The organism is Streptomyces sp. TG1A-60, from assembly GCF_037201975.1.
Classification (GTDB): domain Bacteria; phylum Actinomycetota; class Actinomycetes; order Streptomycetales; family Streptomycetaceae; genus Streptomyces.
This window is the reverse complement of sequence record NZ_CP147520.1, coordinates 797,521-819,303: the sequence shown is the minus strand read 5'-3', so window position 1 is coordinate 819,303 and position 21,783 is coordinate 797,521. Positions and strand designations below refer to the sequence as shown.

General features: G+C 72.3%; 5 protein-coding genes. All 5 read left to right on the top strand.

Translation table 11 applies throughout. The features are described 5' to 3' along the window. Window positions 1-555: 555 nt before the first annotated feature. Window positions 556-1,809 (top strand): NAD(P)/FAD-dependent oxidoreductase, encoded by a 1,254-nt coding sequence (locus WBG99_RS02910; RefSeq protein WP_338894785.1) that lies wholly within the window; start codon window positions 556-558, stop codon window positions 1,807-1,809. Window positions 1,810-2,234: 425 nt separating this feature from the next. Then, window positions 2,235-3,440: an aromatic ring-hydroxylating dioxygenase subunit alpha gene (locus WBG99_RS02905; protein ID WP_338894784.1), complete on the top strand. Its 1,206-nt coding sequence runs from the start codon at window positions 2,235-2,237 to the stop codon at window positions 3,438-3,440. Between the two features lie 2 nt (window positions 3,441-3,442). Continuing rightward, the gene (locus tag WBG99_RS02900) at window positions 3,443-4,825 is read left to right on the top strand and encodes a formyltransferase family protein (protein ID WP_338894783.1); all 1,383 of its coding nucleotides are present in this window, start codon (window positions 3,443-3,445) and stop codon (window positions 4,823-4,825) included. A 109-nt stretch (window positions 4,826-4,934) separates the two neighbouring features. Beyond that, window positions 4,935-12,719 (top strand): amino acid adenylation domain-containing protein, encoded by a 7,785-nt coding sequence (locus WBG99_RS02895; protein WP_338894782.1) that lies wholly within the window; start codon window positions 4,935-4,937, stop codon window positions 12,717-12,719. Continuing rightward, on the top strand, window positions 12,716-21,778 hold the full coding sequence (locus WBG99_RS02890; protein WP_338894781.1) for an SDR family NAD(P)-dependent oxidoreductase: 9,063 nt from the start codon (window positions 12,716-12,718) through the stop codon (window positions 21,776-21,778). Before WBG99_RS02895 ends, WBG99_RS02890 begins: the two co-directional genes overlap by 4 nt. The last annotated feature ends 5 nt before the right edge of the window (window positions 21,779-21,783 follow it).

Here is a 21,783-nt window from a genome sequence, read left to right as displayed (position 1 = left end):
ACCCTCGTCCGGCGTGGAGGCTGTCCCGACGCCAATACCCGTAGCCCTTCAGTGCAACCGGAGCGAATCTCGTCAATCGCCTGGCCGGCCTCAGCCTCACCTGAAAGAACTCATGACTGAATTCGGCCACACTCTGGCGTGATTTATTCATGTAACTTCTCGGGTTACGTCAACTGAGTAATTTGCGGCGGGATACGGGAAGCGCATTCGCGGAGGGGGTCTTTTTGTTTTGCCTACTCTATGTGCGTCAGGCGTGCGGGATTTCTCACCGAGCGTGGCCGCATGCCCGGCGTTTCAGGTTGTGACACAAGCCATAGCTGGGGCGAAAACTCCCAAGGCAAAAGGTGCAAATCGGGGCGTAAGATTCGCCTTGTGTCGCTCCGTGGAGCGGAATGAAGTGTTCAGGTGTCTTATCGCTATGGTGCGAAATAGTGTCCCGCTATCAACTCTTGACCTTCGTTGGCTCATACTCGTAGCCTTCAGTCGATATCGGCGCCGCTGACCACGGTGCGCCGGAAACGGGCCTGATTCACTCTCAGGTGCCTGATCTGATTCATGGGGGATCGCGTGTACGACGTCATTGTTGTGGGTGCCCGCTGCGCCGGATCACCGGTCGCCATGCTCTTGGCGCGGCTCGGACACCGGGTCCTCGTGGTGGACCGGTCCTCCTTTCCCAGTGACACCGTTTCGACGCACTACATCCACCAGGCGGGGCTGCTGAAGCTCCAGGAGTGGGGACTGCTGGACGAGATCGTGGCGGCGAAGACGCCGGCGATCCGCAAGATGCACTACGCCTACAGGGGGATCGAGCTCAACGGTTTCGCCGACCCCGTCGACGGCGTCGACACCGTGTACTGCCCGCGCCGCACCGTGCTCGACGAGATCCTGGTCAACGCCGCCCGGCGGGCCGGCGCCGAAGTACTCGAGGGCTTCACCGTCTCCGATGTGATCGCCTCCGACGGCCAGGTGACGGGCATCCGCGGACGGGAGGGTGACGGGCCGGAGCGGGAGTTCCGGGCCTCGGTGGTCATCGGCGCGGACGGCTTCCACTCCACGGTCGCCAAGAAGGTCGGAGCGGAGCTGTACAACGTGCGCCCCGCCGCCGGATTCGTCTACTACTCGTACTACAGCGGCCTCGACTGGGGCCTGCACCACAAGACCGGCCTCAACGAGCGCTGGTTCGGCAGCTGGCCCACGAACGACGGACTGAACATGCTGGCCATCATCTGCACCCGCGCCCAGCTGAAGGACTTCCGCCAGAACGTGGAGGCCCGCTTCCAGGCCGTCTTCGACGACGTCGCCCCGGAGATGGGCGCCCAACTGCGCGACAGTGGGCGGCGCGAGGAGGACTTCCGTCCCATGCGCTACCCGGACAACTACTACCGCCGTGCCCACGGCCCCGGCTGGGCCCTCGTGGGCGACGCCGGCTACCACAAGGACCCCTACACCGGGTGGGGCATCACCGACGCCTTCCTCCACGGCGAACTGCTCGCCGAGCGCGTCCATCAGGGGCTGTCCGGAGAGCGGCCGATGGACGAGGCGCTGGCCGAGTACAACAAGGTGCGGGACGAGGAGAGTGCCGGTGTCTACGACTTCACCACCACGCTCGGTGAACTCACCGAACTCCCGCCGTTCTTCAAGGCGACGATGAGCGCGATGAGCGCCAGCCAGGAGTGGACGAGCAAGATGCTCGGCCTGATCGGCGGCGTGGTCCCGGACTACGAGATCTACGCGCCGGAGGCCCTGGAGCGTCTCTACGACGACGCGGGTGTACCGCAGGAAGAGCGGGTCTACGACCCGACTGCCTGACCTTCCGGTACCGAGGCCCGGGCGGGCCGCCTTACCCACGAAGTGACCTCAGCGATCGCAGTGACCGACGCGAACCATGCAGCCGCAGCGCACCGAGCGCCGTGACACCACGTCGCGCCGCCTCGCGTCCGGGGCATCACGATCCGTACGGCCTTCGCCGAGTGGCGACGGGCGTCCGCACAACCCTGGTGTGCCGGCGCGATGGCACAACGGCGCCGCCGGTCTGCCGATCGCCGATCCCCTCCCGTCGTTGTGTCCTGTCCCGGATCCCACGCCGCCGCCGTGCACGGAGTCGCGCCGGTGCCTGCCACCAGCTATCCGAGCGCGCTCCGGGGGCACAGGCGCTCTCATGCGCACACCCCCATGGCCCGGGCCGGCACTCCGCCACCGCCTTCCACGCACCTCACCCCGAGGGAGCCCAGCAGATGACGCGTGCGTCCAGCATGTTCGACCTCATCAGCGAGCAGACCGAGCAGAGGCCCTACTTCGAGTCCGGCGGCATCGGCCGGTCGCACGAGTTCTACACAGGCGAGGAGCAGTACCGGCGGGAGCTGTCCCGCGTCTACGGCCGACACTGGCTCCCAGTGGACCATGTCTCACGCCTCAAGGAGAAGGGCGCCTACAGCACCCTGAACATCGGTAGCGGCTCCGTTCTGCTCCTCCACGGCGACGACGGCATCCAGGCGTACCACAACTACTGCCGGCACCGGGGCTACAAGCTCGTGGAGGAGGCCAGCGGCAAACGGCAGAGCCTCGTGTGCCTCTACCACTGCTGGGTGTACGACCGGAACGGCAAGCTCAAGAGCCTCAACGGCACCTACTTCGACCACTTCTTCGAGAAGGAGAAGAACGGACTGCTGCCCATCCGCACCGAGGTCCGTCACGGCGTCGTCTTCATCACCTTCTCCGACGACGCCCCCGACCTCGACAAGGCCCTGGGGGAGTTCGGGGAGTTCGCGCGCGTCTATGAACTCGCCCACCTGGAGTGCGTCCAGGCCAAGGACTACCCGGTCGCCTCGAACTGGAAGCTCGTCGCGCACAACGTCAACGAGAGCCTGCACTTCCCGACCGCGCACAAGGACCTGCACCGCATCACCGATTTCGACGACGCGGGCACGTACGACCTCGAGGGTGACATCGTCGGGGCCTGGCAGTCCATCCGCAGCGGCTTCAACTCCGTGTCCATGACGGGGCACAGCCGGCGCACGCCGATGCCGCTGGTGCCCGAGGCCGACCGGCAGCGGATCAACTGGATCACCATCCTGCCCAACCTGCTGTTCGGATTCACAGCCGACTACGTGATGATGCAGTGGGTCTGGCCCGAGAGCCCCGGCACCTGCTTCGTGCGGCACTTCTGGCTGTTCCACCCCTCCGAGACCGCCAAGACCGACTTCTCCCACGAAGCCGTGTTCGCCCTGTGGGACAAGGCGAACTACGAGGACTGGGAGATGTGCGAGCGCACCCACCGCGGTCTGTCGAACCCGCTGTGGACCCCCGGTCAGCTCTCCCTCGACGAAGAGGTCGTCTCCCAGATCGACGCCTGGGTCGCCGCCCGCACCGCGGACGCCGCGCAGGACGCGGACGGCACCGACCCGGGCCGCCCCGCCGAACCCGCCGCGGCAGAGGGGTGAGCATGACGACCAACTGCTACATCATCGGGGGAACCAGGGTCCTCACCCAGTGCGCCGCACAGCTGCTCGACGCGGGCGTACGCGTCGAGGGAGTCCTCAGCGACGACCCGGCGGTCGTCGGGTGGGCCGGCGAACACGCCGTGCCCGTGCTCGACCCGCACGACGACCTGGCGGCGACGCTCTCCGAGCGCAAGTTCGACTACCTGTTCAGCATGGTCAACTTCCGTATCCTGACCGCGGACGTCCTGGACCTGCCCGAGGTCGCCGCGGTCAACTTCCACGACGGCCCCCTGCCCCGCTACTCCGGCAGCAACGTCCCGGCCTGGGCCCTGTACGAGGGTGCGACCCGGCACGCGGCGACCTGGCACCGGATGACGGAGGCCGTGGACGCCGGAAGCGTCCTGCTCGAACGCTGGTTCCCGGTCCGCGATCACTCCACCGCGCTCTCGCTGACGTACGAGACCGCCGAGGCCGGCATCGAGCTGTTCAAGGACCTCGTCCCGCACATCGTGGCGGGCACCCTGCCCGACCCCGTCGACACCGGTGACCGCGAGCGGCGGTTCTACCGGCGGTCCGGCCGCATGGCCTCCGGTGGGCTCATCCACGCCGGCACCTCGGCGGCCGAGGCCGCCCGTATCTCCAAGGCCCTGGACTACGGCAGCTTCCCGAACCCGCTCGGCGTCCCCACGCTCGTCACCGAACAGGGCGCCGTCCTCACCCGGCAGATCAGGCTCACACCCCGGGACGAGCCCCGCACGGACACCGTCGTGCAGTCGGTGACCACCTCGGCGCTGACCCTGTCCGCCCCGGACGCCGACCTCGTCCTCAGCGACTTCGCCGCCGTCGACGGCAGCGCCCTCAGCGGCCAGGCCGCGGCACAGCGGCTCGGCGCCATCGAAGGCGCGCCACTGCCTCCCGTCGGCGAGGAACGGCTCGCCGCCATCGCCGCCGCCCAGAAGCCGCTGCGCGTCCACGAACCGTGGTGGAGCGCGCGGCTGCGGGAGCTGCGCCCGGCGCGGCTGCCCGTCGACGACTTCAGCGCCGGCGGGGCGCACTACGGCCGCTACGAGCTCGCGTTCGTCCCCGGCTCCCGGGGGAGGCGATCGGTGTCGTCCGCGCCTTCCTCGACGTCGTGGCCGAGCGCGCGGGCGAGCGGAGCTTCGACTTCGCCTGGTCGCCGTCGGCCGCCCGCGTACGGGCCGAGGAGACCCACGGCATCGCCGCCGCGCGCTTCCCCGTACGGTTCGACGGCGACAGCGCCCGTGCCCTGCGCGACAAGCTGGACGAGGCCGCCGCCCGGCACGGATACGCCGCCGACCTCGAGGTCCGGCTCGGCCTCGCGGGACGTCCCCTGGGCTCCGGGGAGCCGACGTTCACCGACGTGATGGTCCTCGAACGCGGCGCGGGGAGGAGGCATCGGCCGAACCGCACACCGAGATCGCGCTGCTGTGCCTGCGGGACGGCCCGCCGACCGTCTTCATCCGCGACACCGCGATGGGACGCGACGAGGCGCTGGAGTTCACCGAGCGGGTCGAGGACCTCGCTCTGGCCGCCCTGTTCCACGGCGAGGAGACGCAGCCCGCGCCCCGGCCCGACACCACCCGGCCGGACGCCGAAGAGACGAAGGAAACGGCGGCACCCGGCAGCGCGACCGTGCTCGACCTGTTCGCCGCCGCGGTCGCCGACCGGCCCACGGCCACCGCCGTCCGCAGCGGCACCCGCGCCCTCGACTACCGCGCCCTCGACGCCTGGGCCGACGCGATCGCCGCCCGTCTGCACGACCAGGGCATCGAGTCCGGTTCGGTGGTCGGTGTCCTCGTCGAACGAGGCATCCACCTGGTTCCCGCCCTCCTCGGCATCCTCCGCTCCGGCGCGGCCTTCCTTCCACTCGACCCGGCGTATCCCACGGACCGGTTGCGCGGGTACACCGAGGTCGCACGGTGCGACCTGATCCTCACCGACCGCACCACCCACGCTCTCGGCGCCGTGCTGGGCACCGCCCTGCTCGTACCGGAGGCGGACGGGTCGGCACCGGCCGTGCCGCAGCTGGTCGAGGCGGACGGCCTCGCCTACCTTCTGTTCACCAGTGGATCCACGGGCACCCCCAAGGGCGTGGAGATCGAGCACGGGGCGCTCGCCAACTTCCTCAGCGGGATCGGCGAGCGGCTGGGCTCCTCGGCCGAGGACGCCGTACTCGCCCACACGACGGTCGCCTTCGACATCTCCTTGCTGGAACTCCTCCTGCCGCTGACCGTCGGCGCCACGGTCGTCCTCGCCTCCCGCGAGGTGGCACGCGATCCGCAGCGCCTGGCAGAACTGGCCGGCGAAGTGACCGTCGCCCAGGCCACGCCGAGTATGTGGCGGCTGTTGCTGGCCACCGGGTGGACCCCGCCCGCGGAGCTCACCGTCCTCTCGGGCGGCGAGGCCCTGCCCCTGAGCGTCGCCGAGGGCCTGCACGCCTCGGCCCGTGTCCTGTGGAACCTGTACGGCCCCACCGAGGCCACCATCTGGGCCTCCGCCCACCGTGTCACCTCCGTGGGTGCCTTCGTCCCGCTCGGCGAGCCGCTGCCGAACCTCCAACTGCACGTCCTGGACGAGCGGCTGGAGCCGTGCGCCCCCGGTGTGACGGGCACGCTGTGGATCTCCGGCGCCGGACTCGCCCGGGGGTACGCCCACCGGCCCGACCTCACGGCGGACGCCTTCACCGTCCACCCCGTCAGCGGAGTGCGCCTCTACCGGACCGGTGACGAGGTACGGCTCCACGCCGACGGCGCCATCGAATGGCTGGGGCGTGCCGACGCCCAGGTCAAGGTGCGCGGCAATCGCATCGAGCCCGCCGAGATCGAGCAGGTGCTGGAACGGTTCGCCGGGATCACCGCGGCCGTCGCCGTCGCCGCCCGGTTCGAGGACCGGGGCGAACCGCGTCTGACCGCCTATCTGGTCGGAGACGGCCTGCCGACGAAGGCCGAGCTGGACGAGTTCGTCGGCGCCACGCTGCCCGAGTACATGGTGCCGGACGCGTACGTACGGCTCGACGCGCTGCCCCTGACCGACAACGGAAAGGTGGCGCGGGCCCGGCTGCCGATGCCGACGCGTGAGACGGTCCTGCGCGCCGATGCGGCCCCTGCCCCGTCCGTCCCCGCTCCCGCACCTGACGCCGCTCCCGCGGACGCCGCCCTGACCACTGATGCACTGACCGAGCTCATCGCGCTCGTCTTCGCCGACACCGTGGGACAACCCGAGTTCGCCGCGGACGCCAACTTCTTCGATCTCGGCGGCGACTCGGCCAACGTCGCCGTCGCCGCCGTACGCCTCAGCCGCGAGCTGGGTGCGGAGGTAACGGCTCCGTCGATCTTCGCGACCGGCACCGCGATCAAGCTGGCCCGTCTGTTGGCCGCCGACGGCCTGGTGCGGATCACCGAGCCGGAGCCAAAGGGACACACCCTGGTCTCCGCCGCTGAGCCCGTACGGGAGACGGTGGTGGAGAGGAAGAGGCCCCTGACGGTCGCGGCGGAGCCCGGACGCCCCGGGCCCGGGCGGGAGGAAGTCCTCGACGGCGCGCTGGCCGTGGTCGGGATGGCGTGCCGGTTCCCCGGCGCCGCCACCCCGGACGCGTTCTGGCTCAACCTGGTCAACGGCGTCTCCAGCGTCGGTGACGCGCCGGCGGGCAGGCGCGGCTGGGCCAGCCTGTGGACCGAGGCCGAGTCCGACGAGGTGCAGATGGGCTGGGTCGACGGAGTCGAGTACTTCGACCCTGGCCGCTTCGGCCTCACCGACCGCGAGGCCCGGCGACTGGACCCCCTGCAGCGCATCCTGCTGAGCGTGACCGCCGAGGCGCTGGAGAGCGGCGGCCACGACCACGTGTCGCTCGGCGCCGACACCGGTGTCTTCATCGGCACGATCGCGAGCGACTTCCCGGAGCTGGTGGCGCGGAGCATCGGCCACAGCGACCCGCACATCGCCACGGGCACCGCCATCTCCATGGTCGCCAACCGGCTGTCGCACGTCTTCGACTGGTCGGGACCGAGCGTGGCCGTCGACACGGCGTGCTCGTCCTCCCTGGTCGCCCTGCACCAGGCCGCCATGCACCTGCGGTCGGGTGATGTCGACGCCGCGGTCGTGGGCGCGGCCAACCTGGTCCTGACGCCGGACAAGACGCGGTCCTTCGCACGCAACGGCATGCTGTCCCCCCAGGGCGTGTGCCGGGCCTTCGACGAGGGAGCCGACGGTTACGTCCGAGGAGAGGGCTGCGGCGTCGTCGTCCTGAAGCGGCTCGCGGACGCCCAGCGCGACGGGGACCCGATCCTCGCCGTGATCCGCGGCACCGCCGTCAACCACACCGGCGGCAGCGCCGGCTTCCTCACCGCGCCCAGTAGGCCCGCCCAGACGGCGGTGCTGCGCAAGGCACTCGCGGCCTCCGGGATCGCCGCCGGCGACATCGGCTACGTCGAGGCACACGGCACCGGCACACAGCTCGGTGACCTCATCGAACTCGAAGCGCTGCACGCGGTCCTCGGCAAGGAGGCAGCGCACCCGGTCGCCGTGGGATCGGTGAAGACGAACATCGGCCACCTGGAGCCCGCCGCCGGCATCGCCGGACTCATCAAGACGATCCTCGCCCTCCAGGCCGGAAGCATCCCGCCGTCCCTCAACTTCACCACCCCGAACAAGTCGTTCGACTTCACGGCCTCACCGCTGTTCGTCGCCGACCGGCCGCTGCCCTGGGACGGGCCGCGGATCGCGGGCGTCAGCAGCTTCGGCTTCGGCGGCGTGAACGCCCACGTCGTGGTCGAGGCCGCGCCCCGCGCCACGCAGGACGCCGCGGACCGCGACCGGCTGCCCCGGCTGCTGACCCTGTCGGCCGTGTCGGACGCGGCGCTGCGCACCCTGGTGCACCGCCTCGTGCTGATGCTGCGCTCCCCGTACTGTCCGTCCCTCACGCCGCTGAGCGAGGCGAGCCGCAGACGTCCGGCGACGGCACACCGGCTCGCCTGCGTCGTCGACAGCCTCGAACAGCTCGACGACAAGCTGCGGCTGTTCCTGGCCGGCGTGGACGACGCCCGCTCCCTCTACCTGGGAGTGGCCGACGGCTCCGGGCGCACGGGGAACGCGACGGTCCCGGACGTGGTGAGCCGGGAGGAACTGGAGGCGGTGGCCCGGCAGTTCGTCACGGGCGTGGACTCCTCCACGGGGCCGGGCCGGGCGGGCGTACGCTTCCCGACCGCGCCGCACGACGAGAGGTACCTCTGGCTGGAGCCGACCGGACGGCCGCAGCAACAGCCGACGCCCCCGGCGCCCGGCGCGGCCCGGCCCCGCGTCGCGGCCCAGCAGGGTGACGTCCGCGACGGGGCCGCGGCGAGCGGTCGTACGACCGACTCGTGGGCGGAGCTCCCCGAGGCCGCCGAGCACGTGGTCCTCGGCAAGCCGACCCTGCCCGGGGCGGCCTACCCCGGCAAGGTGGCCGAGTTCGTCGGCCGCGAACGGTTCGGTCTGCGCGACCTGACGTTCCGCAGGGTCGTCGAGACGCCCGCGACCCTGTCGGCCGAACGCGACGGGGCACAGGTCACGTTCCGCGACGGGAACGGCGCCCTCGTCTGCACCGCCGAACTGACCGCGCCGGAACAGCCGGCGCTCCCCGTCCCGCCGTCCGGCGACGGCTTCACCACCGTCGAACTCGGCGCGCTCTACCGCGGGTTCGAACGCCACGGACTGGCCTACGGCTCCTCGTTCCGGACCGTCGCCGCACTCTCCACCGCACCCGGTCAGGCGAGGGGCGTGCTCCGCGCCGGCGCCGCACCCGACGGTGTGGTCGACGCGCGGCTCCTCGACGGAGCCTTCCAGGTCGCCCTCACCGCGTGCGGGGCGCAGGGCCTGTACGTGCCGTTCGCCGTCGAACGGCTCACGGTAGTCGGCCCTGTCCCGGCCACCGCGCGGGTGTATGCCCGGCGCGAGAGGGAGACCGGTCCCGACTCCGGTCTGCTGACCGCGAGTCTGGTGATCCTCGACGGTGACGATCCGGTGCTGGAAGCCCGCGGCATCACCTGGAAGCGGCTCTCCAGCACGCCGTCGGCCGGTGACCCGCGACCCGTCACGGCCCAGGGCGTCGACGCCGGCTCGGGCCGGTCCGTGGTCCCGGCCGCCGGGAGTAACGGACACCGTCCCGTGCCCGCCCGGCCCGGACGAGGCGACGCTCTCGATGCCACGTTGGCCCGTTGGGTGGCCGACGCCCTGGAGACGGGGATCGAGGAGCTCGAACCGGACCGCCCGTTGCAGGAGCAGGGGCTCGACTCCGTACTCGCCGTCGCGCTGGCGCAGGACCTCCGCGCCAAGCTGGGCGTCGACATTCCCGTGACCCTCGTCCTCGAAACCGGGTCGGTCGACCGGCTCGCCGCCGAACTCCGCGAGGAGTACGGCGTCACCACCATCCCCGGCGAGGCCACCCACACCGAGAAGCCGGACGTCGCCACGTCCACCCCGGAGTCGGACGCCGCCACGTCCACCGCAGCGCCGGACGCCACCCGCTCGTATCCTCGGCAGGCACAACTCGCCCCCTTGGCGGAGCCGTTCACCACACCCGCGGCGCCGACGGCCGGCACGGCCGACCCGGAACGGCACGACATCGCCGTCATCGGCATCGACGGCGTCTTCCCGAACGCCGCCGACACCGGGGAACTGTGGCGGATCCTGCTCGACGGTGAGGACTGCCTCAGCGAAGTACCCGCCTCCCGCTGGGACATCGACGCCTACTACGGCACCGACGGCGAGCCCGGCACCGTGTACCTCAGGCGGGCCGGCTTCGTCGACGGGCTGACCGACTTCGATCCCGGGTTCTTCCGGCTGTCACCCGCCGAGGCGCAGTGGATCGACCCGCAGCAGCGGCATCTCATCCAGTCGGCCTGGCGCGCCCTGGAGGACGCCGGGCTGGCGGGGAGGCCGCACCGCTCCACTGGCGTGTTCGTGGGCGCCAGTTACCAGCACTACCGCGACGTGGTCGTCGACGACGTCGTCCAGACCGCGGCCGGCCTCGGCAACCACAACGCGATCCTCGCCAACCGGCTCAGCTACTTCCTCGACCTGCACGGCCCCAGCATGACGGTGGACACGCTCTGCTCGTCGTCGCTGGTCGCCCTGCACACGGCGGTGCGCAGCATCCGCAACGGGGAGTGCGAGCAGGCGATCGTCGCCGGTGTGCACCTGGGTATGTCGCCCCAGTACTTCCAACTCGGCTCACGTCTCAGGTCGTTCTCACCGACCGGCAGGTCGCGTGCCTTCGACGCCGGTGCGGACGGGTTCGTACCGGGTGAAGGGGTCGTGTCGGTCGTGGTGAAGCCCCTGGCTGCGGCGCTGCGTGACGGGGACCGGGTGCGCGGTGTGATCCGGGGGAGTGCGGTCAACCACGGCGGCCGCACGAGCGGTCTGACGGTCCCCAGCGGAGGGAGCCAGCAGGAGGTCGTGGCCGCGGCTCTGGCGGACGCGCGGGTGTCGCCGGAGTCGATCGGTCTGGTCGAGGCGCACGGCACGGGCACGGGACTGGGCGATCCGATCGAGGTGAAGGGGCTGACGCGTGCGTGGCGCCGCCACACGGAGCGGTCGCAGTTCTGCGCGCTGGGCTCCCTGAAGAGCAACATCGGCCACCTGGAGCCCGCGGCAGGCCTCGCGGGGCTGGTGAAGGTCCTGTTGGCGCTGGAACGCGGGGTCGTCCCGCCGACGGTGAACGTGACGCGGCCGAACGACCACATCCGCTTCGAGGGAACGCCGTTCTACCTCGCGGACCGGCCCGTCGAGTGGCCGCGCACGGGCGGTCCGCGTCGTGGCGCGGTCAGCGCGTTCGGCATGGGCGGCGTCAACGCGCACGTCATCGTCGAAGAGGCACCCGACGTGCCCGCCCCTGCGGGCCCGGTGCAGGGCAGCCATCTGGTACGGGTCACCGGCGCCGACGAGGCCGCGGTGCGCGCCCTCGCCGCCGCCTACGCCGACCACGTGGCCGTCACGCCCGAGGACCAGCTGGGACACGTCGCCTTCACCGCGAACGCCGGCCGCGCCGCCCAGCGCCACCGGGTCGCCGTGCACGGTGCCACGGCTCAGGAGCTGGCCGACCGGCTCACCGACGTCGCCGCCGGCCGTACACCCGTCGTCCGGCACACCGGCAAGCCCGCCACCACGGCTTTCCTCTTCACCGGCCAGGGCTCCCAGTACCCCGGCATGGGCCGGGACCTGTACACCACGGAACCGCACTTCCACGACGCGCTGCACGAGTGCGCCGACCTCCTCGTCCCGCACATCGACGTCCCCTTGCTCGACCTGCTGTGGGGCGACGCCCAACAGCTGCTGGACCAGACCCGGTACGCACAGCCCGCCATCGTCAGCGTCGAGGTGGCCCTGGCCCGGTACCTGGAGGCCGCCGGGGTGCGCCCCGACGCCGTCGCCGGGCACAGCCTCGGCGAGCTCACCGCCGCCTGGTCCGCCGGCGTGCTCTCCCTGCCCGACCTGCTCCGCCTGACCGCCCTGCGCGGACGGCTCATGCAGGACCAGCCCGCGACCGGCGCCATGGCGGTCGTCCACACCGACACCGACACCCTCACCGCCGCGCTGCGAGCCCACCCAGGTCTGGAGATCGCCGCTTACAACGCGCCCCGGATCCACACCGTCACGGGCCCCGCCGACGCGCTCGCCCGCTTCGGTGAGGAGACCTCGCACCGGACCCAGCTCCTCACGGTCAGCCACGCCTTCCACTCCGCCGACATGGAACCGGCCGTCGCGCCCTTCGCCGAGGCCGTGGCCGCCACATCCCTCAAGCCGCCCGCCATCCCGTTGGCGGCCACCCTCACCGGCACCTGGCACACCCCGGACTCCGCCGTCGACGCCGGACACTGGGCCGAGGCCATCCGCCGGCCCGTCCGCTTCACCCAGGCCCTGAGCGCCCTCGCCGAGACACACCCGCGGGCCGTCTGGGAGATCGGCCCCCACCCCCAGCTCACGCCCCTGGCCCGCACGACCCTCGCCGAGCCGCACCCCGTCTGGCTCACCACCCTCCACCGAGGACGCGAGGACCAGGTCCAGCTCCACACCGCCCTGGCCGACCACCACAACCGCACGGGCGCCGAACTGAACTGGAGCGCCCTCCACGAGGGCAAGCAGCACCGCACGACCACCATCCCCACCTATCCGTTCCACCGAGAGCCGCTGGCCGCGCCCCCCGCTCGCCGCCGCGCCGTGACGAACGCCGTCAGCCACCCGCTGTTCGACCGCCACTACGAGCACCGGAGCGAGGGACAGTGACGCACCGAGCCGAGACCTACGAGAAGACCTTCGCGGGACACGAGCCACTCATCGGCCAGCACCGCGCCGCGGGCACCGGACTGCTTCCCGCCGCGGTGCAGTTGGAGATGGCGATGGCGGGCGTCGCCCGGCTCGGGCCGTTCACACCGCTGGAACTGACCGCCGTGGCCTTCCTCAGGCCCCTCACCATCGCCGACGACGCCACGGCGGCCGTCCGGCTCGACGTCAGCCACGACCCGGACACCCGCTTCGAACTGAGCACTGTCGTGGGCGGGGAACACAAACAGCTGTCCACCGGCCGCGGTCGGCCGCTCCCGGACGGCTCCACGCCCAGGGCCGTCCCGCAGGTGACCGGCACGCGCACGATCACCCCCGGCGACCTGTACGACAACTGGTCGCGCGCCGGTCTACGGTACGGGCCCGACTTCCGCACGGTCCGGGAGCTCACCGTCGGGGAGGGCGCCGCCCGAGCCGTCCTGCGCAGCGACGCCGAGCCCATGCCGTGGTTCGCCCACCCCCTGCTGACGGACGGTGTGTTCCAGGTCGTGAGCTGCGCGCTCCAGGACCTCCTGGGAGCCACCGCGCCGCAGCCCATGCTGCCGATCGGCGTGGCGCGCATCGCCGTCCACAGCGATCTGTCCGCCCTGTCGTCCGGGGCCACCGTCCTGGCCCGCCGGACCGGTGTCGAGGGCGCCTACTCGACGGCCGACGCCGTGGTCCTCGGGCCGTCGGGCGCGGTCGCCGCGGAGTTCGACGGTGTCCGCATGCGCCGTACGATCGCGGTGGCGCGGAACACCGAGCCGTCGGGGCAGGCCGCGCAGCCCGTCTCCCGCATCCACTGGCAGCACGCGCCCGCCCCGGAGCGCGAGCCCGCGCAAGGCACCTGGGTGGTCCTCCACCACGGCGACGCCCTGGGCGAGCGCACCGCCCGGCACCTGCGCGCCGAGGGCGCCCGCGTGGTGGAGGTCGGCCTCGGCACGTCCGTGGCGCACCCGGCTCAGGACCGCGACCACCTCGTCCTGCCGCACGCCGACGAGGACGGACTACGGCGGCTGTGGGAGGACGTCGAGGACCCGGTGGCCGGAGTCGTGCACCTGTGGAACGCCACCGAAGCGGCCGACGCCGGCACGGAGGACACCGAACTCCGCACCGGACTGTACGGGTGCTTCGCCGCTCTGAAGACGCTCGGCGAGCGGCAGCGCAAGTCCCGCTTCCTCGTGGTGACACGGCACGCCCAGCCGGTGGCGGACGACGACGCGCCCGTGCCCGCCCGCGCGGCCCTGTGGGGTCTCGTCCGCACGGCTGCCATCGAGTACCCCGGCCTGCGCCCCCGGCTCGTCGACCTCGACGACACCGCCGACGACGCGCTCACGGCGGAACTCGGCGACGGTCCCACGGAGATCGGCTACCGGGACGGCGTCCGCCACGAGCCCGTCCGCCTGTTCGACGCACAGGCCCGCCCCGCGAGACGGCCCGTCAGGCAGGGCGGCCGCTATCTCGTCCTCGGCGGACACGGGGGACTGGGCCTGGAGGTGACCCGCCGGTTCGCCGCGGAGGGCGCCGGACTCGTCGCGCTGGTCAGCCGGAGCGGCGCGGCGGGCGCCGACCCTTCCCGCCTGGCCGGGATCGGACCGGCGGGATGCGCCGTGGTGTCGTACGCCGCCGACATCACCGCCCCCGGTGAGCTCCGGGCCGTCGTGGAACGCATCCGCGGCGAGCACGGCGAACTGCACGGCGTGGTCCACGCGGCGGGCACCCTCAGGGACGGACTGATCCGGTCCACCACCGCCGAGGACATCACCGCGGTCATGCGGCCCAAGACCGACGGCGTCCGCGAACTCGCCGCCGCCGTCGCCGGAACGGACCTCGACTTCGCCGTCCTGTTCGCCTCCGTCTCCGGCACCTTCGGCAATCTCGGCCAGGGAGGGTACGCCGCCGCCAACGCCTACCTGGACGCCTTCGCCCACGCACGCGGCACGCCCTGGATCAGCGTCGACTGGGGCCTGTGGGGCGAGGTCGGCATGGGCGCGGCGGTCGCGGACCAGCTCCGGTGCCGTGGCGTCCGGCCGCTGGGTACGGCTGAGGCCCTGGACGCGTTGATCGCCGTCCTGGGTGGGGACGCCCGCCAGGTGGTCGTCGCCCACCCCGACGGCACGGAGCCAGTGCCCCACGCCGGCGAACCGCCCGCCGCCACGGCCGCACGGATGCCGACCGGCCCGGAACTCGACGACCTGGGCGGCGTGCACGCCGACGAGGGCCGGGAACGGGTGGAGGACGAGCTGGAGCGCTTCCTCGCCGAACGGCTCGGCGTGGCCTCCTTCGACCGCCGTACCCCCCTCGCCGACTACGGCATGAGCTCCATCATGAGCGTCGAGCTGTCGGAGGAGCTGTCCCGCCGGTGGGGCCTCCACCTCCCGGCCACCCTCTTCCTGGAACACGGCGGCTTCGCGGAACTCGCACGGGCGCTGACGGACCGGTACGGCGCGGCCGGCGCGGTGCGGGCGCCGGCCGCACCGGAGACCCGGGAACCGGCGGCATCGGCGGAACAGGACATGCGGTTGCCCGAGCCGGAGACCGCCTCGGCTGCCGCTGCGCAGTTGGCGGGCACCCGGCGGGGCACGGACGTGGCCCTGGTAGCCGTCTCGGGCGACCTGCCCGGAGCGACCGACGTGGCCGGGCTGTGGCCGCTGCTGCGTTCCGGCGGACACGCGTTCACCGAGATCCCGGCCGAACGCTGGGACGTCGACGCGCACTTCGAGGAGCGCGGCCCCCACATGACGGGCACCTACTGCCGCACCGGCGCCTTCCTCGACGACATCGACCGATTCGATCCTTCGTTCTTCGGCATCTCCGTGCGCGAGGCGGAGGAGATGGACGCCCAGCAGAAGCTGCTGCTCGAACACGCCTGGGCGGTACGCGACGAGAGCGGTCTCGCCGATCGCCGCGACATCGGCGTCTTCGTCGGCGCCACATACACCCACCACCGCGACGCCCGGGGCCTGGACACCGTCGGACCGCACACCGCGCTCGGCTCCCTGAACGCCGTGCTGGCCAACCGCATCTCTTACACACTCGATCTGACGGGCCCTTCGCAGACCGTCGACACCCTGTGCTCCTCTTCCCTCGTCGCCGTCCAGCAGGCGGTCGCCGCACTGCGCGCCGGTACCTGCGGCGCCGCGATCGTGGCGGCCTGCCACGTCGGGCTCACCCCCTGGTACTACCGCAGCCTCAGCCAGCTCGGGGCCCTGTCGCAGACCCTGCCACGCCCCTTCGACGACCGCGCCGACGGCTTCGTCCCCGGTGAGGGAGCGGTCGCCGTCATGCTCAAGCGCCTCGAGGACGCCGAGCGCGACGGTGACCGGATCTGGGGCGTGATCCGCGGGACGGCCGTCAACCACGGAGGCCGCGGCAGCGCCCTGCCCGTACCCCGCAGCGAGGCCCAGACCGCCGTCATCCGCGCCGCCCTCGACGACGCCGGCGTGGCCCCGGCGGACATCACCCTGATCGAGAGCCACGGCACGGCGACCCGGCTGGGCGACCCGATCGAGATCGCCGCGCTCACCGAGGTGTTCGGCGACCACCCGGACCGCCGTACGCCGGTGCACATCGGCTCGGTGAAGGCCAACATCGGCCATCTGGAACCGGCCGCCGGGCTCGCCGGACTGGTCAAGGTCCTGCTGTGCCTGCGGCACGGGGAGATCCCGCCCGTCGCGGGCTACGAGACCCCCGGCGCGCACCTCGACCTCACCGGCGGACACTTCGTGATCCCCACGAAACCGCGGCCTTGGCCCTCCGACGGGCCGCGCCGTGCGGGGATCAGCGCCTTCGGCATGGGGGGCACCAACGCGCACATCGTCGTGGAGGAGTACCCCGCCGCACCACCGGCCGCGGACGCCCCTGTGCCCTCCCACCTGGGTGAACGCCTCCTGCTTCTGTCCGCGCACACGTCGGAGGGACTGGTCCGGCGCGCGGCGGACCTGGAACAGGTGCTGCGGGCCGAGCCGTCGGCCGCGGACGCGCTGTGCCGCTCGGCCGCCGTGGGGCGCGACCACCTCCGGTACCGCGTCGCGGTCCTGGGCTCCACGGCCGACGCCCTGCTGGCCGGACTGGCGTGGACCGCGCGCCGGGACGGCGAGGTCCACGGGTCCGTCCTGCGCGACGGGACGGTCCTTCGGAGCGGAGCCCGTGCGGCCGACGCCGTGCTCGCCGCCCGCCTGGCGCCCTTCACGTCCCACACGGCCGAGCGGCTGGCGATCCAACTGCACGTCCCCGACGACCGGTTGAGCACCGGACTGGCCTTCTTCCACGTCGGCGGCGGAACCGTCGACTGGCGCCGGGTGTACGAGGGGACGCCGACCCGACGGGTCACTCTGCCGCCCTACCCCTTCCGGGGCCGGCCCTTGCGGGCGGCCCCAGCGGGGTCGGAGGGCACGGTCGACGTGACCGGAACCGTCCACCGGCTGTCCCGCGCCCACCATGTGTTCGGTGAGGAGACCCTGCCGGGGGCGCTGACACTGGCCCTGGCACTCGGGAGCGCCGACGTCCTGCGGCGGATCGCGTTCGTGGGTCGGGGCACCGGACTCCATACGCTCACCAGCGACCTGGACGATTCCGCCCGCACGGGGCCGGTCACCTTCCGGCACGGCGGCCGGATCGTCGCCCGTCTCGAAACGGGCCGCGCGGACGAGGTTCTGTGCGACACCTCCGGCGACCAGGACATCGACGCCCTGCGCGCAGGGCTCGACCGGACGCTGGAACCCACGGGCCTGTACGCCTGGTTCGCGGCCAAGGGGATGGACTTCGCCGCCCCCCTGCGGTCGCTCGCCGAAGTGCGCTTCGGGCCGGCCCGCGTGCTGGCCCGGGTCGACGGCTCCACCGGCGACGACCTGGAACGGGCCGCGATCGCCCTCGACGCCGCGCTGCAGAGCATGGCCGTCCTGACCCTGGCCGACCCGGCCGCGGCGTCCGCGACGTATCTGCCGGTGTCCATCGGGCGGGTGGTACGACGGGACGATCCTGCGCGGACGGCGTACGTGCTGCTCGACGCCGACGACACCGCGCCGGACGGGGTACGGCGCGGGCACGCCACCCTGCTGTCCGCGGACGGCAGGGTGCTGGTGCGCCTCGAGGACGTGGAGTACCGGACGGCGGCGGGGAAAGGCGCACCCGAAGCGGCCGAGGAGCCGCTGCAGGGCGTGCCCCGGCCGGCCGTGACCGCGTCCTCGCCCCCACACGGGGCCGGAATCGAGGCTTCGGTGGTCGCCGTCGTGCGGCACGCCCTGCACGATCCGAGCATCACGCCCACCACCTCGCTGTCCTCCGCCGGGCTCGACTCCATGCTCGCGACGGCCGTCGCAGCCGACATCGAGGAGACCCACGGCGTAAGGCTGAGCCCCACGGACGTCCTGGACGCGGCGGACTGCCGCACCCTGGCCGCACGTGTCGCCGAGCAGACCGAAGCCGGGCGGACGGCCGCACTCGCCACGCCCGGCGTCACCGTCGAACCCACGCCCGGCCCGAAGGACGTGGCCGTCATCGGCCTCGCGCTGGCCCTGCCCGGCGCCCAGAACCCGACGGAGCTGTGGTCGCTGCTCACCCGGGGAGGAACGGAGATCGGCCCCGCTCCCTCCCACCGCTGGGGGACGTACACCGAGGGCTCGGAGTCCGACGTCGGCGGCTTCCTCGACAACGTCGAGGAGTTCGACGCCCGCTTCTTCGACTTCTTCCCCAAGCAGGCGGAGGTGCTCGACCCCCAGGCCCGCTGGCTGTTGCGGACGACCTGGGAGGCATTGGAGTCGGCCGGCCTCCCGCCGCGTCAACTGCCCTCGTCCACGGGCGTGTTCGTAGGCGCCAGCTACCAGCACTACCGCGACTACAACATCGCGCCGGAACTGGACGCCCACAGCGGTCTCGGCAACCACAACGCCTTCCTCGCCAATCGGCTCAGCCACTTCCTGGACCTGCGCGGTCCGAGCATGACGGTGGACACCTTGTGCTCGTCGTCGCTGGTGGCCCTGCACACGGCGGTGCGCAGCATCAGCAACGGCGAGTGCGAACAGGCCATCGTCGCAGGTGCCCGGGTGGCCCTGTCGCCGTTGCACTACGTGGCCATGAGGAACCTTCGGGCCCTGTCACCTTCGGGCGCGTCGCGTGCTTTTGACTCCGCGGCGGACGGATTCGTGCCGGGTGAGGGTGTGGTGTCGGTGGTGGTGAAGCCGTTGGCGGCGGCGCTGCGTGACGGGGACCGGGTGCGCGGTGTGATCCGGGGGAGCGCGGTCAACCACGGGGGCCGCACCAGCGGGCTGACGGTGCCGAGCGCTCGCGCACAAGGGGACGTGATCGCCGAGGCTTTGCGGGATGCGGGGGTTGAGCCGGAGACGATCGGGTTGTTGGAGGCGCATGGTACGGGGACGAGTCTGGGGGATCCGATCGAGATCGACGGGCTGACTCGGGCGTGGCGGGGGCATACCGGTCGTGCGCAGTTCTGTGCGATCGGGTCGTTGAAGTCGAACATCGGTCATCTGGAGCCGGCGGCGGGTCTGGCGGGGCTGGTGAAGGCGCTGTTGGCGATGGAGCATGGGGTGATTCCGCCGACGCTGCATGTGACGCGTCCCAATGACCACATCCGTTTCGAGGAGACTCCGTTCTATCTGGCTGACCGTGCGCGGCCCTGGCCGCGTGGGGGGCATCCGCGGCGGGCCGCGATCAGCGCGTTCGGCATGGGCGGTGTCAACGCTCACGTCATCGTCGAGGAACCACCGACGGCGCCGGCCCGCGCGGGGGCGGTCCAGGACGGCCATCTGGTCCGGGTGACCGGTGCCGACGAGGCCGCCGTGCGCGCCCTCGCCACCGCCTACGCCGACCGCTTCGACCCGGCACGCGAGGACTGGGAGACAGCAGACCTCTGCCACACGGCCAATGTCGGCCGCTCGCCCCTGGAATTCCAGACGGCTGTGAGCGGGCATGACGCCGCCGAGCTCGCGACGGCGCTGCGTGCCCTCGCAGCCGGCAGTGTGCCGATCGCCCGTGTCGACAGCGGCTTGACGGCCGAACAGGCCCTGGGGGACATCGTTCCGGACGGGGAACCGCACCGCCACACGGCCGTCGCCGCCATGGTGAGAGCCGGATACGCGCACGTCGACTGGGCGGCGCTCTCCGCGCCCGGAGCACGCGTCACGGACCTGCCGACCTACCCGTTCGCCGCACAGAAGCACTGGCACAGGCACGAGGCCGCGGCATCGACCGTCCCTGAAGCAGCCGCAGCCGCAGCCGGAACCGCCGCCACGGCCGGAGGCACGACGGCAACCGCCGGGCGCCGCCCCGAAGCCCTCCGCGTCGAGTGGCGCGCCGCCGAACTCCCGCTTCCCGTCCCTTCGTTGCGGCATGGCTCGGTGCGCCTCGTCACCACGGACCCCGCCCTGCGGGACGCGCTCACGGCCGCACTCCGCGACCGGGGCGCGGTCGTCAAGGAGACCGGGCCGAGCGCGGACACGGTCGTCGTGGTGAACACCCCGAGCCGACGGGACGCCGAGCCGTACGACCTGAGGGCGTTCTGGTCCGAACTCGGTGCCCTGGTCAAGACGTTGCCCGTACACGGGCAGCTGCTCTGGGCGGGACACCACGGCGCGGCCGTGCACGCGTCGGAACGCCGACGGCTTCGTCCGGAGGCCGCCGCCATGGCCATGGCCGTACGTGCGGCCTGTGCGGAGAGCCGGAAGCACTCCGCCGTCCTCGACCTGGACCCGGCGGACCCGGCCGACGTCCGCGCCCGGCAGATCGCCGCCGAATACGCGGCCCTGCTCCACGGCCCCGACGCCGGACCGGGCACGGACCCGCTCACCGGCACCTTCGCGGCCTACCGCCACGGCATCAGGTACGTGCCGAAGACGGTCGCCGCCCCGCCCGGTCCGTCCTACGAGCCGTCCGGAGACGGGTACTACCTGGTGACCGGCGGACTCGGCGCGGTCGGACGGCATCTGGTCCGGCGGCTCGTCGACCGGGGAGCGCGTCGCATCGGCGTGGTCGGGCGGTCCGTGATCGACGAGGCCCACCCCGTACAGCTGCGGGAGCTGGCGAGGCGGGCCGAGGTGAAGTACCTGCCCTGTGATGTCTCCGACGCGTCAACTCTGGCCGCCGTGGCGCGGGAGTTAGGGGCGCGCTGGGGCCGCCTGCTGGGTGTCGTGCACTGTTCCGGCGGGGTCAACCCGTTCGGCGCGATGCACCGCAGGCCCTGGAGCGACGCCGCGAAGGTGGTCGCCCCGAAGATCCCCGGCTCGCTGAACGCCGTGCGCCTGGCTCAGGAGCGGGGGGCCGACTTCGCGGTCCTGGTGTCCTCGATCGCGGGCACGCGGGCCGGGGCCGGCCGGGGCCTGGTCGACTACAGCCTGGCCAACGCCTACCAACTGGCGCTGGCCGAGGCCGAGAACGGCACCGCCACCACGGTCACCGCGCACGCGTGGCCCAACTGGACGGGCACCGGCATGGAGGCGGACGCGTCCTACTCCGCCGCGCACTCCATCGGCACCGACGAGGCGGCGGACGCGTTCCTCGACCACATACGGTCGGGCGGCGCGGTCGTCTTCCCCGGCACCGCTCCCACGCCCGCGGGGCCTGAAGCTCCCGCCGCGCCGGCACGGGGCGCGGCGCGGTCCGGGACGCACGGCGGGGCCACGGAGATCCGTACCGTGATTCCCGTACCGCCGACCGGCGAACGGGACCACGAGGTGATGCGCGGTCATGTGCGGGACGCCTTTGTGCAGGTGCTGGGCGAGGACCCCGGTGACCGCCCGCTCCAGGCACTGGGACTGGACTCCCTGGTCATCGCCGAGCTGACCACCGCCCTGGAACAACGCGGAGGCCTCACCGTCGATCCGTCCATGCTGATGCGGGCCGGTACGGCCGACGACATCGCGACCGGTCTCGCCGCGACCACTGCGAGCCGGTCCGCGGCCCCCGCCAAGGAGGCGTCCCCGATTCGCTCCGTGGCCTTTGACGACCAGCGCGTCTCGGCCCTGAGCGCCCTGCTGCATCCGCTGCTCACCCGTGACCGGGACCGGTGACGCCA

Bases quoted from the DNA above. Each gene is read 5' to 3' on its own strand.
- WBG99_RS02895 (WP_338894782.1), top strand. From the start codon at position 4,935: ATGGGACGCGACGAGGCGCTGGAGTTCACCGAGCGGGTCGAGGACCTC.
- WBG99_RS02905 (WP_338894784.1), top strand. From the start codon at position 2,235: ATGACGCGTGCGTCCAGCATGTTCGACCTCATCAGCGAGCAGACCGAG.
- WBG99_RS02910 (WP_338894785.1), top strand. From the start codon at position 556: ATGGGGGATCGCGTGTACGACGTCATTGTTGTGGGTGCCCGCTGCGCC.
- WBG99_RS02900 (WP_338894783.1), top strand. From the start codon at position 3,443: ATGACGACCAACTGCTACATCATCGGGGGAACCAGGGTCCTCACCCAG.